Consider the following 15,146-nt stretch of genomic DNA (forward strand, 5'->3'; position numbering starts at 1 on the left):
ACCCCGTCCCCGTTCGGCGGGCGCGGAGGTGCCCCGCATTGCGCTTCGAAGCGGCGGCAAAAGTCCCGACATTTCCGAACAGCGAGCTCGTGACCGGCCTCCCAGGGGGCGCTGCGCCCGCGCGGCGATTGGAGTAGTCACGGGCGTGGGTCGTCGTCGAGGAGCCGCATTGGAGACTGCTGCGCTGGTGCTGGTGTTGTCGTCCGCGTTCCTGCACGCGGCTTGGAACGCGCTGCTCAAGCGTCATCCCAATCCGGAAGTGGGCGTGGTGAGCGTCATCTCCGTGGTCATCCTGGCCAGTGGCATCTGGGCGCTGGGGATGCGCGGCCCCGCGTTCTCCAGCACGGAGGGGGTCGTCTGGGCGCTGTGGGCAGGCGTGTGTGAGAGCGTTTACCTCGCGGGGCTCGCGCGGTCGCTGCGTCAGGCGCCACTCGGGCTCGCGTACACGGTGTCGCGTGGCGGCGCGATGCTGCTCGTCTGGCCCGTGTCCGTGCTGTGGTTGGGGGAGGCGGTGTCCCCGTGGACGGTGTCAGGCGTGGCGCTGCTCTGCGTTGGGTTGGCGGTGATGAACCTGTCCCGTTCCTCAGGGGCCATGGGGACGGGCGTGGCGTGGGCGGCCCTGTCGGCGGTGGGAATCGCGGGCTATCACTTGAGCTACAAGATGGCGCTGGAGACGGGCGCGCAGCCTCCTGCGTTGTTCGCCACCGGCCTGCTCGTCGCGCTGCCCGTGCTCATCCTGGAGCGGGGCCGTCAGCAGGGGTGGGCTGCCCTCCGCCGGGAGGCTTTGCTCGCGCCGGGCCTCGTTCTGACGGCGGGGCTCATCTCCGCGCTGTCGTTCGGCCTGTTGCTGACGGCGCTGGCGGGGGGCGGCGCAGGCGCGGTGCTGACGCTTCGAAACACCTCCATCGCCTTCGCGCTGGTGCTCGCGGCGCTCCAGGGTGAGCGCCTGGGCCGACGGCAACTGTCGGGCGCCGCGCTCGTCGCCGTGGGCGCGGTGTTGCTGGGCGTGCCGGCATAGGCGGGCTCACCGCAGGACTGCCCGGACGCGATGCCCATGCGCTCACCTGTCCACGCTGCCGTGGGCTCGCGCGCAGGCCTTGCAGTGAGACGTCTCGCGAGACGCCTACGGCGGGGGAGTGCGCACCCTCCGCTCATCTCGCCGCATGCATTGCGGCGAGACGTTTCGCGAGCGGCCTACGGCGTGGGCGCGGACGCCGTCAGCCGCTTCAGCGCGTCTCTCGCATCCGGGTGGTCCGGCTGCAACTGCACGGCCTTCTTGTAGGCGTCCTTTGCCTCGTCGATGCGCTTCGTCGCCTCCAGCAGTTGCCCGAGGGCGTTGTGCGGCTCGGCGAAGTTCGGGTCCGCCTGCACGGCGTTGCGGAAGGACTTCTCCGCGCCCTTGGTGTTGCCCTGCTGGTACAGCGTGTGGCCCATGTACAGCAGGCCCAGCGAGTGGCGCGGGTCCACCGACAGCACGGACGTCAGCACCTTCCTCGCCTTCGCGCCGTCGCCGCCACGCAGGTAGATGAAGCCCAGCTCCGCGCGAGCCTCCAACTGCGCCGGATCCTTCGCCACCACCGCCTCGAGCTCCGACACGGCCAGGTCCGGCCGCCCACGCCGCGAGTGGACGATGCCCAGCCGCGCCAGCGCCGCGGTGTCGGCCTCTTCGCCGTCCTTGGGCTTGAGCAGCCCCTCCGCCGCCACATAGTCGCCCATGGCCAGCAGCAGGTCCGCGAGCGCCAGCTTCGCGGCGCGATTGGCGGGGTCCTCGTCCAGGAGGGCCTTGTAGAGCGGCTGTGCTTTCGCGCCCACCCGCTTCTGCGCGTAGACATCCGCGAGCGCCAGCCGGTTCTCCGGCGTGGGGGCGAGCTTCACACCCTCTTCGTACTCGGCGATGGCGCCATCCAAGTCACCCTTGGCGCGCAGGGCCTCGCCATAGGCGGCGCGGGCGCTCGCGTCCTTCGGGAAGGCGCCCACGGCCGTCTTCAGGGTGGCCACCGCTTCGTCCGCCTTGCCCAGGCTGAGCCACGCGCGCGCAAGTCCCTGGTACGCCTCCGTCGTCTTCTTCCCGTCCTCGGCGCTCTTCTCGATGGCCGTCTTGAAGGCCTCGACGGCCTGCTTCTTCTTGCCCTGCGTCAGGTACAGGTGGCCCAGCTGCGTGTACGGCCCGCTGGACCGCTGCGGCTCCAGCACCACGGCCTTTTCGAAGGCCTTCGTGGCCCGGGCGAAGTCGCCGAGCTGGTAGTACGCCAACCCCAGGTTGAAGTGCGCCTCGGCGAACTTCGGGTCCGCGGCGATGGCCTTGAGGAAGGCGTCGGTGGCCTTGCGCGGGTCACCCTTCTCGTTGAACGCCACGCCCATGTTGTTGTGCGCGCTGGCGTGCTTGGGGGCGGCGGCGAGCGTGCGCTGGTACTCGGCGATGGCGCCGTCCAGGTCGTTCTCCCGCATGAGGAGCACGCCGAGGTTGTAGTGCGCCTCGGTGTCACCCAGCTTCTGCCGGGTGGCCTCGCGCAGCGTCTCCTTGGCTTCGCCGTTGAGGCCCTTCTCCGCCAGGGCCTTGCCCAGATTCACGCGGGCCACGTTGAGCTTCGCGTCCAGCTTCAGCGCCTCACGGTAGGCCTCGATGGCGTCGTCCGTGCGGTTGGCGCGCTGCAGGGCCTCGCCCAGGTTGAAGCGCAGCTCCGCGTCCTGGGGGGCCAGCTCCACCGCCACCGCGTACTGGCTGATGGCCACGTCGCGCTCGTCCAGCACGCGCGCCAGCAGGCCGCGCTCGGCCCGGAGCGTGGACTCCTCGGGGAAGGCGGCGATGGCGGTGTCCAGCACCGTGCGCGCCTGCTCCGGCTCACCGGACAGCCGCAGCGCGCGGGCCAGGGCCAGCTTCGGCGGAATGAGGTCCGGCTCCTGGGCCACCAGCTTCTTCAGGGGCGCCACGGCCTTCTTCGGCGTGTTGAGCGCGAGGAAGGCGGTGCCCAGGCGGTACAGGGCATCCGCGTCGTCGGGGGACTCGGCCAACCGCGCGCTCTCCACGGCGGCGGTGCGCTCGAGCGTGGCCGTGTCGGGCTCGGCGGCCTGCGCGGTGAGGAACTGGAGCACCAGGAAGCTGGCAGTCTTCATTATAGGTTCTCCACGTAGGGACTCGCGCGCGCGTCGAAGGTCTTCTTCGCGAGCGCCGCCTTCTTCGCCTCCCACGCCTCCCGCGCCGTCTTCTCTTCCTTCTCGTCTCCAGCGAGCTCGGCGCGTTCCTCCTTCACCTCCGCCTTGCACTCGGAGACCTGCTCCTCGAAGTCCTTCGGGTCCAGCCGCTCGCTGCCCTCGACCTTCGCCTTCCGGGCGGCCTGCAGCCGGGCCAGCTCGAACTCGGCGAAGGCGCAGCGCAGCGCCAGCCGCTCCACGTCCCGCAGGCCCACGCTCAGCCGCTGCCGGGCGCGCAGGTACTCCACGCGGGCCTCGGCCTCGGCGATGGCCAGCTTCGCCACCTCGCGAGACACCTCGTCCGACGCGCGGTCCACTTCATCCTCCGCGGCTTCCTTGCGGGAGCGGGCGCGGCGGATGTTGTCGCGGGCGCGGCCAATCTCGTTGTCGGCCTCGTCCACCCTGTCGATGGCGAGCGCGAGGTTGTTCTCCGCCTCCAGCAGCTCGATGCGCGCCTCGTACGGGAGCTTCTTCTCCATCGAGTCGGGCACGCGCATGTTGTAGCTGGCGCCGCACGCGGAGAGCAGGGGGAGGGTGAGCAGGACAAAGCGCTTCATGGGACCGTCGCCTCGAAGCTTCCGAAGATGGTGCGCCCGGAATAGGTGTGGGTGCCGTTGACGAACGTGACGTGGAACTCGCCGGAGATGCGCTGGCCCTGCTGACTGGGGAGGGCCTTCACCTTCAGCCCACCCACCCGCAGCTCCGGGAAGGTCCGCGCCGGCTCATCCAGCACGTTGCGGCCAATGGCGCCGCGCTGGGCGCCGTTGGCCAGGACTTCCGCCAGGTTGACGTCCAGCGAGCCGGTGTAGCCCGCCGGGAGCATGTCCTGCACCCGGGCGCTGACCTTCAGCACCGTGTTGGTGCCCGTGCCCTGCTGGGTGACGAAGCTCACCGCCAGCTCACCTTCGGCCAGCTGCGCCTCCGCGCGGTCGTAGCGCAGGTCGAGCAGCGACGTCACGCTGCCCTCCAGCCGCCCGCCCTCGTCGCCACAAGCGCAGAGGAGGGCGGTGAGCAGGACGCCGAGCCACGATGCACGCGAGGGCCTCACTTGCATGCCTTCCACCCGCCATCCACGTCGTTGCCGCCCAGCGAGGCCACGTCCTTGAGCAAGGCCAGCTCGCGGCGGGCGCCGTCGACGTCACCGAAGCGGCAGCGCAGCGCGGCCAGGTTGAGGCGCGCCTTGCCGAAGGTGGGGTCGGAGTCCATGGCGCGGCCATAGGCCTCGCGCGCGCCCATGGCGTCCCCCATGTGGAGCAGCGCCAGACCCAGCGCGGAGTGCGCCGAGGCCCGCGTGTCCTGCAGCTCCGTGACGCGGCCCAGGGTGAGCTGCGCCATGCCGTACTGGCGCGCGTCCAGGTAGGCCAGACCCAGCGCCTCCAGCGCCTCCGCGTTGAGCGTGCGCTCGGCCTTCTTGCGCAGCTCCTCCAGCGACGCCGGCTGCGTGGGCGTGCCCGGCTGCGGCACCGGCAGCGCCGCCGTCTCCGTGCGAGCGCGGCAGCCCACCACCGCGGCGCTGAAGACCTCCAGGGACTCGGCGCGGGACAAGCAGGCCTTGAACGCTTCGTCGGAGCGCGCCTTCAGCGGCGTCACCTGCTCCTTCACCGCGGCCCGGAACTGCTGCGCCTCCGCGGCGGAGAGGCCCGCGGGAACGGCCGTGCCCTCCACCACGTCCGCGATGTGGCCGTATGCGAGCGCCAGCTTCCACAGCGAGGCCACCGCCCACTCGGCGTAGCCCAGCGACGCGGCCTGCGTGTAGATGCCCTCCATGCTCTGGAGCGCGGCGACCTTCTCCTCCACCTGGTCCGCCGGCAAGTCCTTGTAGCCGCGGTAGAGGATTTCGCCCAGGTACCACAGGCCCTTCGCCGCCTCCTCGGTGCCGCCGTTGGGGCCCTGCACCGCGGTGGTGAGGGTGGCGATGAGCGCGTCCGCGGGCGCGGTGGGCGCGGTGGTGGCCTGCACCTCGGCCAGCACCGCCGCCGCGGCGGCGCTGTGGCGGTCCAGCTTCAGCGCGGCCTCGGCCGCCGTCTTCGCGCGGGCGTAGTCCTTCTGCTTCAGCCGCGTCTCCGCCAGCATCACCAGGATGTCCGCCTTGCGCGCGCCAGCGATGTCGGCGGCGGCCTCCAGGTCACGCGCCGCCTCCTTGTGCTCGCCCAGCGCCATGCGCAGCCGCGCGCCGGCCAGCCAGCCGTCCACGGCGGCGAAGTCGCCACCCAGCTTCTGGCCCACCTGTTCGAACCAGCCCGCCGCCTCGCCGAACGCCGCGGCCTCCGCCGCGTGCCGGCCCAGCGTCAGGAGCACGTCCGACAGGTACTGGCTCTTCGGGTAGTCCTGCACCAGCTTCGCGCCCAGCTCGCGCTGGGCCTGCATGTCGCGCTTCTCGCGCGCCGCGGTGAACGCGCCGTAGAGCGCCTTCTCGCCGATGTCGGAGTTCTTGTTCTCGTCGGCGACCTTCACCAGGCCCTGGATGACGTCGCCCGTCTCCTGGGCGCTCTGCAGGGCCAGCTCATCCAGCGCCTCGGCGCGGCTCTGCGTGAGAATCTTCTGCACGTCCGCGCGGAAGCTGGCCGGCAGCGGCGCGCCCAGCAGCTTCTTGCCCGTCTCATCCAGGCCCTTGAAGTCGTTGAGCTGCCGCAGGCTGTCCAGCGCCAGGTTGCCCGCGATGGGGGCTTCCTTGTGCTGCGGGTGGCTCAGCGCGAAGGCGGTGAACAGCTCCGCGGCCTTCGGGTACTCGCCGTCCTCGTAGTAGGCGCGGGCGATGTTGAACTTCACCACCAGGGCATTCTCACTGCGGGGGTAGCGCGACACGAAGTCGGCGCCCAGCAGCTTCATGGCCTGGCGCGCGTCCGCCACCTCGAAGGCGTTGCGCGTCTGCGCCTCCTCCGGCTTGAGCGTGGAGAAGTGCGCCAGCAGCGCGGCGTTGAGCGCCTCCTCCTCACCCTTCGCGTCCTTGGCCTTCGCCTGGTAGCGGGCCAGCTCCTCGAACTGGCGCGCGGCCTCGGGGTACGCGTTGGCGGAGAACAGCGCGTCCGCGCGGTTCTTCATCATCGTGCGCACGTGCTGCTCGGGCCGGAAGAGGCCCAGGTACGCCTGATAGGCCTCCGCCGCGCTCACGTAGAGCGCCTTGTCGTTCTTCTTCTGCGCCTCCACGTGGAGCAGGGTGGAGAGGTCGCGCGCCATCTCCTCCAGCTCCACCAGGTGCTTCTTGCGCTCGGCCTCCGCCAGCTCGGGGTCCGTCTTGCTCTGCACCGCGGCGCGCACGAGGATTCGCAGGTCCTCGGGGTCCGGCAGCACCTTGCCCTTGGAGGCCTTGATGGCGTCGTAGAGCTTCTGGCCGCGCTCCAGGTCCAGCTCCGGGTCGTGCTGAATCTCCATCAGCTTGCGCAGCGCGGGGATGGCCCACTCGTACTGCTGCTTGATGAAGTAGCGGTTGCCTAGCTTGTCCAGCGCGAGCGCGTACGTGGCGCGGCTGTCGCTGAGCTTCTCGAAGTAGTTGAGCGCGCCCTTGGGGGGCTTGGCCTCGGTGTAGCTGTACACGAGGTCCAGCAGGGCCTCGCGCTTGACGTTGAGCGCCTTCTTCACGTCCACGCCGGGCAGCGGCGCGCTGGCGGCCGCGGCCTCGAAGAAGGTGACGGCCTCCGCGTGCTTGGCCTGATTCACGCGAATCCAGCCCATCTTGTAGCGGGCCAGGTCGTGCACGGGCGAAGGCGGGGCCTCCAGGATGGCCTGGTAGTGCTTCTCCGCCTCGCCCAGGTCAGCCTTGTCGAAGAAGTGGTCGCCCAGAATCTGCTCCGCCTCCAGGCGCAGCGGGCTGCCGGGGAACTTGCGCGTCAGGTCGCCGAGCGTCTTGAGCATCTCGTCGAACTGGCCCAGTTCACGCTGCTCGTGCGCCAGGTAGAACGTCACCTGGTCGCCGTCCTTGAAGTCCGGATACTCGCGCAGCAGCCGGTAGTACATCTGCACGGCCTTCTGCTTCAGCAGCCGCGTCTCAGGGGACACGATGGCGCCGCTGGCCCCCTCCGGCCGCGACTCGGCCTGGAGGTAGTACACGTAGCGGCTCTTCTCCACGTAGAGCTCGGCCAGCCGGAACTGGAGGTCCGGCAGGTAGGGCGCGTTGCGGCTCTTGGAGATGAGGCGCTCCGTCTCGCCGATGGCGCGGTCCACCTTGAAGATGTCGCGCTTGAGCTTGGCGATGAGCTCGTCGCGCTCCTTGGCCTTGGAGACAATCGGGTTGATGCCCGGGCCGGGACGTCCAGCGCCACCCGGGGCGGCCGCGAGCATCGCGGCGGCAATCAGGCCCGTCAGGTGGCCGGTCATGGCGTCTCCTCGATGCAGCGGCTGTCGATGCGGACCCGGTAGGAGCGCAGCTCGTCGTTCCAGTACTCGCCGTCGAAACGGTAGGCCGTTTGCGTGGGCGACAGAATCTGCTCGTCCTCCGGCGCGACAATCCGCGCGCCCTTCTTCACGCGCTCGTACAGCTTCAGGCCCACTTCGTACTCCATCAGGCGCACCTGCTCGGCGGCGCGCAGCAGCGTGTCCGCTTCCTGGCGGACGGCCTCGGCCAGCCGCGCGTCATGGACGCGGACCGCCTCGGCGCGGGACAAGTCATAGAGCTTCGTCAGGTGCGAGAAGAGCCGGTCGCCGAAGCTGCCGGCGTAGCGGCCCAGCCGCTCGCCCTCCAGCTCCAACGTCTCCAGGAAGCGCGCGGCGCGCTGGGTGCTTCCACGGGCGTTGGCGGCGCGGCGCAGGCGCACGTCCTGGGTGAGGTCCTCGCGGTTGCGCACCGCCTCCAGCGAGTCCGCGAAGCGCCGCGTCAGCTCCTTGGCGGCGCGCTTGGCCGGCAGGTAGTGGCACAAGTCCCGGTAGATGAGCGCGCGCAGCAGGTACTTGTCCGGCAGGAACTCGTCACGGAAGGACGGCGCGTCCAGCGTGGTGAGGATGCCCAGCGACGCGCGCAGCTCGCCCAGCTTGTAGCGGGTCCACGCTTCCTCCAGGTAGAGGCTGGCGCGGCCCGGGTCCAGCTCGGGCAGCTTCACGCGGTCATACGCCTCCAGCGCGCCCTGGAAGTCCTTGCGCTCGTAGCGCAGGCGCGCCACCGCCAGCGCCGCCTCGTTGCGGGCCTCGCGGGTGAGCTTCTCGTCCTCGGACAGCGCCAGGAAGTCGGAGATGATTTCGTCCGACGGCTCCTTCACCTGCTTCAGCCGGGTGACGAGCAGCGCGAACTTCGCGCGGCTGGCCTCGGGGCTCGTCTCCGGCAGCTTGGCGAAGTGGGTGTTGGCCCAGCGCTCGTTGCCCACGCGCAGGTCCACCAGGCCCTGCTGATAGTGCGCATACGCGCCCGTTTCTTCCGGGAGGAAGCCCAGGTCCAGCGCGCCGAACACCTGCTCGTCAATCATCACCTCGTCGTGCGGCCGGTCCGTCAGCGCCTTGAGCGTGTCCAGGGCGCGAGGCAGCACGTTGGGGTTGGAGCGCTCGCGGGCGATGCGGGCCAGGTACGAGGCGCCCGCGTGCGTCAGCCCCAGGTCGATGAGGCTGCGCGCGAGGAAGTACTGGCCCCAGGCGTAGTTCTCGTCCGTCTTGGGCGCGGCCTGCAGCCAGGCGTGGAGCGGCCCGGCGGCGGCGCGCGGCTTGCCGTCGAAGTAGTCCTTGAGCGCCTTGTCGAAGACGCCCGGGTCCACCTTCTGCGGCGCGGGCGGCGGGGCTTCCGCGCTCGCCGTTGGGGCGTTCGCGGCGGGCTTGCCGGCGTCAGGCGTGTCGGCCTTGGCGTCAACGGGGGCCTTGGCTCCCGCCGGAGTCGCGCCCTGAATGGGCGCGGCCGCTGGGGCGGTGGACGTGGGCTGCGCGGCGGCCGGAGACTGCGCGTCGGCGGGCGCTGGAGACACGAGGAGCGCGGCGCTGGTGAGCGCGGCGATGAGCGAGCGGGAGGTCATTCCGTGGCGCCGAAGTTGAACGCGGTTCCGAGCTGGATGAGGGGCACCTGGATGACGCGCGTGGCGCCCGTGAAGACGGTGTTGTTCGTCACGTCCAGGCGCAGCGACAGCGTCTTGCCCGTGAAGAGGCGCAGGCCGAGCCCCACGTTGACGGCGGGCCGGAAGCCGCCGTCGCGGTCGAGCTTCACCACCGTGCCGCCGCCCAGCAGGAAGGCCTCGATGTGCAGCACCGACTGATTGAGGAAGGCCATCTTCCCGTAGAGCGGGCTCCAGACGAGGTCTGAGCCCACCATCCACTGCACCTGGTCCTGGAAGGCCGCGGCGTTGGGGGACGTGTTGAAGTCGCGCTCGAGCTGGCGGCGCAGGCTCGTCTGGAGGTTGTAGCTGTACGTGCCGCGCCCGACCTGCCACGCGAAGGTGTCGGTGAAGTGGTACGTGTATCCGACGGTGCCCACCAGGCCCTTGTAGTAGGCGTTGGCCGGCAGCACGCCGACGCCGAGCAGCAGCTCGTGGTGCATCCGGAATCGCCGCTCCTGGATGGCGGACACTGCGCCGGGATTCTCCAGCGCCTCGGCCTGCGCGCGGACGAGTCCGGGCGTCAGCAGCAAGAGGATGAGCAGGGCGTATCGCACGGTGGGGGCTTCCTGGGGGAGGACGGGAACGGACGCGCGGACTGAGGCCACGTCAGTAGCCGACCGAGTTGAAGAGGAACGGATAGGTGATGATGACGACGCCACCCTTGGGGGCAGGGAACGTCCACGACTTCAGCTTGGAGAGGATGCAGGACTCGACGGAGGCATTGCGCAGCGTGGAGGACTTCGTCTTGGCGGCCACCACGCGGCCGTTCGCGCCGATGGTCCACTCCAGCACCACCTTGCCCGCAAGACCCGGGTCCTTGAGCAGCGCGCGCTCATAGCAGCCGTGCACCTCGTGCAGGTTGCTGTTGATGACGCGCGCCACCGCCTCACGGTCCACCGTGCCCTGCGTGGAGGCGATGCTGCGGGCCGTGGCGCGGGTGACGGTGCCGCCCACCTTGCCCTTGCCCACGCCGCCCGCGCCCAGCGCGCCGATGCCGCCGCCGCCCTTGCCGCGCAGCAGCTCCGCGCCCAGCGTGGCGCCGCCGCCCTTGCCGCCGCCGCCCAGCCCGAAGGTACCCAGGCCCGCGTTGGCGATGGGGGCCTTCCCGATGAGGCCGGACAGCTTGTAGTTGGAGTTCTTCGCGTTCTTGCTGCCGGGGCCACTGCCGAGCTTGTCCACGGCGGCGAGCAAATCGTTGGTGGCGGGGCCCGCGGCGGACAGCTTGGCCAGCGCCTTGAGCGCCTTGTTCTGCGGCGGCGTGGCGGCGGCCACCGCTTTCTCGGGCTGCTTCGGCGGTGGTGGCGTCTTCTCCGCCGGCTTGGGTGGGGCCTTCTCCGCCACCTTCTCCTTGGTGGGCTTCTTCACCTTCTCCTGGAGGGCCTCCAGCTTCTTCTTCACCTCTTCCTTCTTCTTCGGCTCGGGCGCGATGAGGCGCAGGGCCACGGGCGGCAGGCTCTTGTGCTGGAAGTCCGCCACCTCCGGCTGGTCCGGCTTCATGACCAGGAACGCGGCCATGGCGGAGGCGAAGAGGCCCAGGCACGTCAGCGTCAGCCAGGGCAGGCCCTTGAGCGGGTTGACGAAGACGCGCGCGGGCTTGGGCGCGGCGTAGGCCACCAGGGACATCTGCCCCTGCGTCAGGCGCGCGGCGGTGCCCTCTCGCAGCGTGAGGAAGCGGCGGCTGCCGTCGGACTCCAGGGCCGCGCCGGTGACGGGGGTGAAGCGGCCGTCACCGCCGCTCTTCTCCACGTCGGTGCCCGGCGGCACGAAGAGGCGGAAGGCGTTGTTGAGCGGCTCGGCCAGCGTGAAGGGCGCGCCCTCCGGCAGCGTGAATCCCCACAGGGGCATGGCCCCTTCGAGTTCCAGCGAGGCCTGCACCGGCTTCTTCTTGTCCGGCGCGAAGCGGCGCGCGTCGCGGCGGACGGCGCCCCAGTACAGCTCCAGGTAGAGCTGCGCTGTGCCCTTGCCGGGCGCGATGCGCGGCGCATGCGTGGGCCGCGCCAGCGCGCGCTGCTCCTGCAGCAGCGGCCCCGTGGGCTCCGGGAGCGGATCGAGGGCGAGGTCCGCCATCAGCTCGTCCGCGAACTGCATGCCCGCGTTGGCCGCGGGGGCCGGCTCCGGCGCGGCCCGGCGGCGGGCGGAGGGGACGGTGCTCGCCGGTACGCCCGCGGGAGCCTGCTGCGCTCCAGACACGGGGAGGACGGCGGGCTGCGCCTGCGGAAGTTCATGCGCGTGGCCGCCAGCGGCGTGGACGGCGGCCTGCCGCGCCACGGGTGGAACCACGGCCACCGCGGGCACGGGTTGCGCGGGCGTGGGGTAGGCCAGCTGCGTCGCCACGTGGACGGGAGGAACCGCGGCCACCTGCTGTGGCACGCGCGCGGCGGGCATGGTGGCGGTGGACACGGGCGGTACCGCCGTGGCCGGACGGAGCTGCCGCGCGGGCGCGGCGGAGGGAGGCGGGGCCGCGGTGGCCTGCGGCGGCGGCGCGGCGAACGGCGTGGGCGCCGGTGCCGCGCCGAGCAGCGCGGCGACCTCGGGCGGCGGCTGCGGCTTGGCCTCCTGCGGCTTCTGCGACAGCACGCGCGTCTTCAGGATGAAGGGGCCACAGAGGACCTCATCCACCGGCCGGATTTCACAGGCGGAGACGCGGTGACCATTGACGAAGAGCCCCGTGCTGGAGCCCGCGTCCTGCACCGCCGCGCGGCCGTTCTGGAAGTAGAGCAGCGCGTGCCGCGGCTCCACGGACGGGTCATCCAGGCGCAGGTCGGAGGACGGATCCGAGCCGAGCGCGTAGGTGCCCGGGACGAACACCTCGGTGCCCACGAGGAGACCGTCGCGGAGGATGACGACTTGCAGGACGCTGGGCTGACCGCTCAACGGTGACGCTCCATTCAAGGGCTGGGGGGCGGTGCTGCCCTAGGGGTCGTACACCGTGGAGAGCGTTTCGGAGCGGAAGCTCTCGCGCTCGCGGATCATCGACCGCGTCTTCAGTTCCTTGCGGTCATAGAGGTACACGGCTCCGGACTTGTTCGTCTGTCCCTGGATGAGCCGGTCATCGAAGTCGATGCGCGCCGGGCCTCGCTGCGGCAGCGCGTTGGAGGAGGCCGTGGCCGCGTCGCCCGTCACGGGGTCCACTACGGCAGAGCCCTTGGTCTCGATCTTCGGCGGCGTCTTGGAGGCCGCCTTCTTGGCGGCCTTGGACTTCGCCTGGCGCGAGGTACGGCCGCGGCTCTGGGCCCAGGCTTCGGCCGGAGCCACCAGCGTGCCGACGCCGAGGAGCTGGGCGACAGCCATGCAGAAGAGGAAGCGTCGCATCATCAACAGGTTAAGCGATGCGTGTACCGAGCTGTCAACGCACACTCCGGCGCGCGCATGTGACGCCGTGCGCGCCCAGGTGTAGAGGGCACTCCACCCCATGTGGGGCGTGTTCACCACGGTGAGGCGGGAGGTTGCCGGGACGCTGGAAAGATGGCGTGCCGTGCTGCGTTTCGAGTTCACCGGAGGATGGGGGATGCTCTCGCGCGGATGCTACGGGCGCGGATGAGCATGAATCGCAGGCGTGCGGTGCTGGCGGTGCTGAGTGTATCGATGGTCGCCACGGGCGTGGTGGTGCATCGGCTCCGTGAAACAGCCGCACCCGCTCCGGTATCCGTCGCAGCGCGCCCTGTGTTGTCGTCCGTGGGGCCTCGGCTCACGAGCAATGAGACATCCCAGCCGCTCTCCATCCAGGGGGAACGGCTGGTGCCGGGGCTGTCGCTGTCGCTGGGCCCTCCGCTGTCGCTGCGTCTGCCGTTGACGGTGGTGGACGCCACGCACGCCTATGCGCGGCTGCCCGCGGGGCTCCGTCTGCCAGAGGATGCGCCGCAAGCGGTGGTGGAGGCGCGGCTCGTCGGGGCGGACGGCGCCGAGTCGGAGGGCTCGGCGCGGCTCACGGTAGTGAACGACGCGGCCTTCACCGACCTGACGGCGATGGTGTCCGCGCCGGATGGGCGCACGCTCTTCATTGCTTCGCCTCCCACCGACACGGTGTTCGCGCTGGAGGTCGACACCGGGCGCGTGTCACGGCTGGCCACGGGAGACGGTCCCTCCGCGCTGGCGGCCTGGATGGATTCGGACGGCCGGCCCTGGCTGGGCGTGGCGCACCGGTATCAGCCCGAGCTGTGGCTGTATGCGCTGGACGCGCTGGACGCGCTGGACGCGCTGGACGCCGCGCCTCGGGTGCTGCCCGCGCCACTGGGGGCGGAGGGGCTGACCGTGGATGGCCGAGCCGGCGTGGCCTTCGTGGCCGAGCGTGTGCGGGACCAGGTGCAGGCGCTGTCGCTGGCGGACGGACGCGTGCGCTGGTCGGCGCCGGTGGACCCCAACCCTCGGGCGCTGGCGCGGTGGAAGGATCTGCTGGCGGTGGGCAGTCTCCAGACAGGGCAGCTGGAGCTGCTGCGGCAGGAGGACGGGGCGCTCGTCTCCACGGTGGCGCCGGGGCCGGGTGTCTCCATCGTCGGCGGCAACACCGAGCGCTTCCGCGAGCAGGTGATGGGCGGCAAGGCGCCGCGCTTCCTGGTGGCGAGCGAGCGGCTGGGGCACGTCTTCATGTCGAGCCTGGGGCCGAACGTGGGGCCCAATCCCCAGCGCATGGAGGTGAGCGCGAACAGCGGTGTGTCGGTGGTGGAGCCCTCGCGCGGCGGCTACGTGCGGCACCGGGGCTTCGGCGCGGGCGGCACGGAGGGGTTGGCGCTGGATGACGGCGCGGGACTCCTCTACGCGGCGGACGTGGGACTGGGGCTCGTGCGGGTGTTGGATGCGCGCGCGCTGGTGGCGGGGGATGCGCCCGCCCGGCGCGTGGTGCTCCAGGAGGTGGCGGTGGCGCCGCCCGACGGTACGCCGCGCATCCGGCCGCCAGAGGACTTCGGGGTCCGGGGCAGGGCAGGCGACGAGCTCCATTCGGGCCCCAGCGCGCTGGCGCTGTCACCCGACGCGCGCACGCTGTATGTGCTCAACCGGTTCACCCGGACGGTGGCGGTGGTGGACGTGCGCGAAGCGAAGGCGGGCAAGGCGCGAGTGGTGCGTCAGCTTCCGGTGGAGACGTCTCGCGCGCAGGCCAAACGCCGGCTGGGGCAGGTCCTCTACTACGCGGACCTGGGGCGCACGGGCATCACCTGTGACGGCTGCCATATCGAGGGCCACACGGGCGGTATCTTCTACGAGAAGACGCAGCCCAACCGCATCTACCGCTCCACGACGCTGCGAGGCAGTCGCGACACACCGCCGTACTTCACGCCCGCCAGCCACGTCAGCCTCGTGGACACGGTGCGTTTCGTGGGCGCGCGCAACCGCTTCCGCAACCCGGACCTGTCGCCGTCGGAGGTGGAGGCGCTGGCCCTCTTCAACGCGCTCATCGTCACGCCGCCCAACCCCCATCGCGGGGTGGACGGCGCACCGTTGGAGACGGTGGCGTTGCCGGATGGGAGGGTGGGGCGCCCGGCGCGAGGACGCGCGCTGTTCGAGGGCAAGGGCGCCTGCGCGACGTGTCACCCGGCGCCCCTCTATACGTTGGACCAGGACCTGGCCACGCGGGGTCGGTACCTCCAGGTGGGCACGCCGCTGGCGCTGCCGCTGAGGCTGGAGCAGCAGGACCTGGTGCCCGGCGCGGCGACGCCGTCCCTGGTGGGGGCGTGGGATGTGTGGCCTCTGCTGACGAGCGCCACCGCGGGCTATGGGGTGAAGGACAACCGGCTCGTGGTGGAGACGCGCTTCGCGCTGCGCGCGCTGCTGGAGACGTCCGGGCCCCAGCACGGCCACGCCAGCGCGCTGACGCCCGAGGAGCGCGATGACCTGCTGGCGTTCCTGCTCACGCTGTAGGCCGTCACCTGGCTGTCCATGCCCGGAGGACACCGGGAGTCATGGCGCCTCCGGGGGGGGCTCAGCGCTCGTTCCACGGGGGGCCGAATTGTCGGT

The 15,146-nt window shown here is 71.1% G+C and carries 10 protein-coding genes; 2 read left to right on the plus strand and 8 right to left on the minus strand.

The features are described 5' to 3' along the window. The first annotated feature begins 145 nt into the window (after positions 1 to 145). On the plus strand, positions 146 to 1,018 hold the full coding sequence (locus tag HNV26_RS10710) for an EamA family transporter (RefSeq protein WP_171441607.1): 873 nt from the start codon (positions 146 to 148) through the stop codon (positions 1,016 to 1,018). A gap of 176 nt (positions 1,019 to 1,194) precedes the next feature. Here HNV26_RS10710 and HNV26_RS10715 read toward each other — a convergent pair whose 3' ends face one another. Genes HNV26_RS10715 through HNV26_RS10750 form a run of 8 tightly spaced genes read right to left on the minus strand, consistent with a single transcriptional unit; the run spans position 1,195 to position 12,509 of the window. Continuing rightward, complete coding sequence (locus HNV26_RS10715) at positions 1,195 to 3,114, minus strand: tetratricopeptide repeat protein (RefSeq protein ID WP_171441608.1); 1,920 nt, start codon at positions 3,112 to 3,114, stop codon at positions 1,195 to 1,197. Continuing rightward, entirely contained in the window at positions 3,114 to 3,749 is a 636-nt protein-coding gene (locus HNV26_RS10720) for a hypothetical protein (protein ID WP_141620684.1), read from the minus strand. The genes HNV26_RS10715 and HNV26_RS10720 overlap by 1 nt, the downstream gene beginning before the upstream one ends. Then, positions 3,746 to 4,255: a hypothetical protein gene (locus HNV26_RS10725; RefSeq protein ID WP_171441609.1), complete on the minus strand. Its 510-nt coding sequence runs from the start codon at positions 4,253 to 4,255 to the stop codon at positions 3,746 to 3,748. The genes HNV26_RS10720 and HNV26_RS10725 overlap by 4 nt, the downstream gene beginning before the upstream one ends. Further along, on the minus strand, positions 4,237 to 7,506 hold the full coding sequence (locus HNV26_RS10730; protein WP_171441610.1) for a tetratricopeptide repeat protein: 3,270 nt from the start codon (positions 7,504 to 7,506) through the stop codon (positions 4,237 to 4,239). Before HNV26_RS10730 ends, HNV26_RS10725 begins: the two co-directional genes overlap by 19 nt. Beyond that, positions 7,503 to 9,119, minus strand: a complete 1,617-nt coding sequence (locus HNV26_RS10735) for a hypothetical protein (protein WP_171441611.1) — start codon at positions 9,117 to 9,119, stop codon at positions 7,503 to 7,505. Before HNV26_RS10735 ends, HNV26_RS10730 begins: the two co-directional genes overlap by 4 nt. Continuing rightward, positions 9,116 to 9,751, minus strand: coding sequence for an outer membrane beta-barrel domain-containing protein (locus HNV26_RS10740; RefSeq protein ID WP_171441612.1), 636 nt, complete (start codon positions 9,749 to 9,751; stop codon positions 9,116 to 9,118). The genes HNV26_RS10735 and HNV26_RS10740 overlap by 4 nt, the downstream gene beginning before the upstream one ends. A gap of 52 nt (positions 9,752 to 9,803) precedes the next feature. Continuing rightward, positions 9,804 to 12,071 (minus strand): AgmX/PglI C-terminal domain-containing protein, encoded by a 2,268-nt coding sequence (locus HNV26_RS10745; protein WP_171441613.1) that lies wholly within the window; start codon positions 12,069 to 12,071, stop codon positions 9,804 to 9,806. A gap of 39 nt (positions 12,072 to 12,110) precedes the next feature. Next, positions 12,111 to 12,509 (minus strand): hypothetical protein, encoded by a 399-nt coding sequence (locus tag HNV26_RS10750; RefSeq protein ID WP_171441629.1) that lies wholly within the window; start codon positions 12,507 to 12,509, stop codon positions 12,111 to 12,113. A 102-nt stretch (positions 12,510 to 12,611) separates the two neighbouring features. On the opposite strand from HNV26_RS10750, the gene HNV26_RS10755 reads away from it, so the two are divergent. Beyond that, positions 12,612 to 15,050: an MtsA protein gene (locus HNV26_RS10755; RefSeq protein ID WP_171441614.1), complete on the plus strand. Its 2,439-nt coding sequence runs from the start codon at positions 12,612 to 12,614 to the stop codon at positions 15,048 to 15,050. The last annotated feature ends 96 nt before the right edge of the window (positions 15,051 to 15,146 follow it).

The organism is Myxococcus xanthus, assembly GCF_013116825.1.
GTDB lineage: Bacteria > Myxococcota > Myxococcia > Myxococcales > Myxococcaceae > Myxococcus > Myxococcus xanthus_B.